The 5,296-nt window shown below is 41.4% G+C and carries 1 protein-coding gene and 1 pseudogene; both read right to left on the reverse strand.

Annotation, left to right across the window (positions count from 1 at the left end; genetic code table 11):
- Window positions 1-3,256 (reverse strand): annotated as a pseudogene (locus ACGK9U_RS16020) (hypothetical protein); the annotation flags it as partial.
- A 208-nt stretch (window positions 3,257-3,464) separates the two neighbouring features.
- Window positions 3,465-5,296: T9SS type A sorting domain-containing protein (locus ACGK9U_RS16025; protein WP_394467561.1), on the reverse strand; the 1,832-nt coding region annotated here is incomplete at its 5' end.

The following is a 5,296-nucleotide window of genomic DNA, read 5'->3' on the forward strand; positions in this document are numbered from 1 at the left end:
TGGCATTTACATCATTGGGACAAGGGGAATTGATCTCTTGGTCGTTACAGTCCAGAACACCGTCATTATCGGTATCCGTATCAGCCACACCACAGCCACAAATGCCTGGGCTTGTCTTATTGGGATCGCTCGGACAGGTATCCTGACAGTTCGGTGTGCCATCGCCATCCGTATCGTTCGATACGCCATTGGCATCTACATCGTTGGAACAGGGGGAATTGATCTCTTGGTCGTTGCAGTCCAGAACACCGTCATTATCGGTATCCGTATCAGCCAAACCACAGCCACAAACGCCCGGGCTTGTCTTGTTGGGATCGCTCGGACAGGTATCCTGACAGTTCGGTGTGCCATCGCCATCCGTATCGTTCGATACGCCATTGACATTTACATCATTGGGACAAGGGGAATTGACCTCTTGGTCGTTACAGTCCAGTACACCATCATTATCGGTATCCGCATCAGCCACACCACAGCCACAAACGCCTAGACTTGTCTTATTGGGATCGCTCGGACAACCATCCTGACAGTTCGGTGTGCCATCGCCATCCGAATCGTTCGATACCCCATTGGCATCTACATCATTGGGACAAGGGGAATTGACCTCTTGGTCGTTACAATCCAGAACTCCATCATTATCGGTGTCCGCATCAGCCACACCACAGCCACAAACGCCTGGATCGGTTTTGTTAGGATTTGCTGGACATAGGTCATCACAATCATTGGTGCCATCGCCATCTGAATCAATGGAATTATCACAAGTATCCTGACAGTTCGGTGTGCCATCACCATCCGTATCGTTCGATACACCATTGGCATTTACATCATTGGGACAAGGGGAATTGACCTCTTGGTCATTACAATCCAGAACACCATCATTATCGGTATCCACATCAGCCACACCACAGCCACAATTGCCTGGGCTGGTTTTATTGGGGTCGCTCGGACAACCATCCTGACAGTTGGGTGTGCCATCGCCATCCGTATCGTTCGATACGCCATTGGCATTTACATCATTGGGACAAGGGGAATTGATCTCTTGGTCGTTACAGTCCAGAACTCCGTCACCATCGGTATCCATGTCTGCTACACCACAGCCACAATTGCCTGGGCTGGTTTTATTGGGATCGCTCGGACAGGTATCCTGACAGTTGGGTGTGCCATCGCCATCCGTATCGTTCGATACGCCATTGGCATCTACATCGTTGGGACAAGGGGAATTGATCTCTTGGTCGTTGCAGTCCAGAACACCGTCATTATCGGTGTCCGTATCAGCCAAACCACAGCCACAAACGCCCGGGCTTGTCTTGTTGGGATCGCTCGGACAACCATCATGACAGTTTGGTGTACCATCGCCATCCGTATCGTTCGATACGCCATTGGCATTTACATCGTTGGGACAGGGGGAATTGAGCTCTTGGTCGTTGCAGTCCAGAACACCATCATTATCGGTATCCATGTCTGCCACACCACAGCCACAAACGCCTGGATCGGTTTTGTTAGCGTCATTTGGGCAATTATCATTAGAATCACAAACACCATCACCATCACTGTCATTATTTACATCTAATGGACAAGTATCACAGCCATCAGGAACATTGTCGCCATCTGTATCTATATTATCATCGAACCCTAAGCAGATGTCATTACTATTATCAACATATCCCACAGGTTGGTTACAAGCTAAAACACTATTATTAGGATCTCCAAAGCCGTCATTATCATTATCCAAAAAGAAAATAGTTTGAGTAGAGGTATCCAATGAATCATCGTCATCATCAGTTAAACCGTCACAATCATTATCCTTGCCATCACATATCTCAGTAGATCCAGGGTTAATAGTTTCATCCCCATCATTACAATCTGTATTGTCTGAAACGTAATTTGTTGGTTGAGTATTAGATAATACGGAATTAGCATTATTGCCATAACCATCACCATCGCTGTCTAAATACCATGTTTTTAAGTCTGCTCCATCACAATCTTCATCTATGCCATTATCGGGTATCTCACTGGCTCCAGGGTTTATTGAGGGGTTTCCATCGTTACAATCTAAATTAGGGGCATCTGCATAACCATCAGAATCATTATCGGTAACAGAAACTGAGGACCATAGCTTTAAATCGAATGTCGGATTTACAGGAGTGGTGGTGCCTAAAAAATACACCCTTAAATAATACACCTCCCCTATGGTTAAACCCGTGCCATTTGATGTACTTGCAAAAATTTCCTCGTCCGCCAAAACCAAGGCGTTATCTGAACATGCTATATAATTTAGTGCATTACAATCTCCTGAGTACAGTGTTAAAACCCCATCAAAAGTTGGGTCTAGATAGATATGAATATCATCTGTTTGGGCTATGAATTTATACCAGATATCATCTCTGGCATTACCGGTTTTGGTATTGCAGGTCTCTGCATCAACATTAGTCCCTGCACCTCCTGCCAAAGTTCCTTGAATTGCTGTTGCATTTCCTACTCCTGCTTTATTTAATTCTTGTAATATTGAAATAGCACCTTCACAAAAATCATTAGCTGGTGGTGCTACAGTATTTGTAATATAGCTAGGTGGAAATTTAAACCAACCGCTCTCTTGATTTCCAGAACACGTTGATCGAACATAAATCCAGTAGGATGTACCAGCAGACAAAACAGCTCCGGTACTGGCATTGGTAGTTGGAGATACTGTACTACCTGAAGCTACAAAAGTATCTGGATTATTTCCTGCTAAAACAACACGCCAGTCATAACCTGTTGGTGTACTTAAAGCAGGGGCACTCCAATAAAAATCTATTTGATTATCAGACTTATATGTAATACCTCCTGGTGCTCTAGGCATGTTACAGGTTGCATTGGTTAAATTCTGAATGGTCAAAACATGAAACTCATCATCAGTACTACACCCAGAATTTAAATTGATATGGATTTGTATTGTAGTAGAAACGATACCATTAATTGTTAATGGCGAAAGACTATGCCCTCGTACAAGACTGGTGTTAGAACCATCTCTAACAGTAATATAGTCTATGTTTGGTATATTGCTTCTCTTAGAGGTAAACCGGTATTCATTACTGGCATTTAAACCACTTATAACCACATATTCGCCTGCTGCAATACCTGGTGCAATTTGGTGTTCTTCACCATCATTGACATCAACTCCTACTGGTATGGGGTCTAGATATTCCGTTGTGTTCTTACATTGAGAAAAAACAGATTGTGATAAAAAAACCGCTATTAAAAAAACGATGATTCTTTTCATAAATAAGTAGTTAAATAATAGATCTACACAATGTTAGCCCTAATCACCTTATAAGTTAATTTAATTACAAAATACTTGGTATTTTTATAGACAAAGCACTCTTTATTTCGGTGAAATAGCATTAAGTTAATAGACTTTTGTATTTAAAGATAAAACCAAAAAAGGAGCGGAAATTCCACTCCTTTTTGAGTTTATACTAATCAAACTATTATTTTTGCGGTTTTGCTGAAATAACTTTTCTAACTGCACTTTCTTTAGACGTTGTTAAACGTATGAAATACATTTGATCATTTGCTCTTGATAAATCTATGGTAGAAGTACCGTAAGTACCTTTAACATAGTTGACATCTTCAGCTTGTTTAATTAATGCACCTTTCATATCATATACATTAATTTTAACATCTGTTTCATATTCAAATTTATAGCTTACATTAACTTGATCTGTAAAAGGTACTGGATAAGTAGTCACTTTTGTGTCAGAAATTTTACTCCATGGATCTACAACCACTTCACAGTTCATCTCTCCTGGAGTTGGTACATTGCCTTGGAATTCGCCGTAACCTTCTCTAGGTACAAAACCGTTAGGTGCATCATCAGCAGAAGTATCAGTACATGCCACTGTATGGGCTATAACATACACTAAACCTCCACCAGGCACTGTTATTTTCTTATTAGCATCTGTGGATGTACTCCAGCCTTCTGCAAAACCTTGGCCTTCAGCAACAAATGTATATTGGCCAGGTGCCACAGTATAGGCTCCGGTTTTTAGTTTTGGATAAGGATCACAACCAACATACAAGTGAATTTCGTCAAAACCGGTATTCTCATCTTTTGGTGTAAACTCAACTGTAATTATGTTATCTAAACCATAATTTACTGTTACATAACCCACATACTCACCTTTATCAATAAGACATCTACCAGCTCCTCTATATAAATCAAGGATATAAGGATCAGCTGATGGTGTAATGGCATTGGTCCAACCCCAACGTCTGAAACTGTCTTCTCTGAAACATTTACTTGTACCACTTACATACTTGCCATTTCCATCTAATACCAATTCATCGATAGCGGTTTTATTAGCATTAAGCGCTACACCAAAAGCGGTACCACATTCTGTACAGTCTACAACTGGAACATCTACAGTATCACTATCTGAACAACCTCCATTTTCTTGAGGTGAGGTATAAGTATAAGTAACTTTGTAGTTGCCTGCTGAAATACCTCCATTAGGTATTGTAAATAAACCACCAGCTGTTATATAAGGGCTACCACTCCAAGTACCTCCTAAAGGAGATCCAGTAAGTTGCACACTACCACCTTGGCTACATAAGGCTCCTGGAGATAAACCTGCATCTACTGTTGGTTTAGGATACACATTAAAGTCTGTTGAAGCTCCAAATGACGTTACACAATTATCATTTGTTTTAATTTCAACTATGAATTGGTAACTACCTACCGCAGTTGGTGCTAGAGGACAACCAGTGCCTTGATCATACTGAATCACATAAGGCTGACCATCTTTAGTAGCTCCTATCCACTCAATGGTTGCATTAGGAACGCCATTTACATTTGCATAACTACAAAGTGTTGTTGGTTTTTGTGGATCATTTTCACAATAATCCGTTGGTGTCACATTAGGTCTAACATTTGTACCTCCTACTCGTAATGTTCTCGTACATTCTGAATAACATCCGCTACGTGAATCAGTAATTTTAACCTTATACTCTGTAGGTATTATTAGACCTGAAACACTTTTAGTAGTGGCTCCATTTGCGTTACCTGGACCTGTCCACAAATATTGTGCAAACTCTTCCGGTATATTATCAGCATTTGCTGTAAATGCAGTACTCTCTCCTGGACAAATAAAAGTGTTACCTGTTATACTGCAATTAGGGACTATGTTATTAGTTAAGCTAACATCGTCACTGTCCGTACAGTTCGAATTGGACGGATTGGTCAATGTCCAGCGCAAGGTCGCCGATGTCCCTACCGGAACGCCGGTCACCGTTGTTGTGGCACTTGTTGGCGTGGTAATGG

Origin of the sequence: Mariniflexile sp. HNIBRBA6329, assembly GCF_043558645.1 — a bacterium.
In the GTDB taxonomy this organism is placed as follows: Bacteria; Bacteroidota; Bacteroidia; order Flavobacteriales; family Flavobacteriaceae; genus Mariniflexile.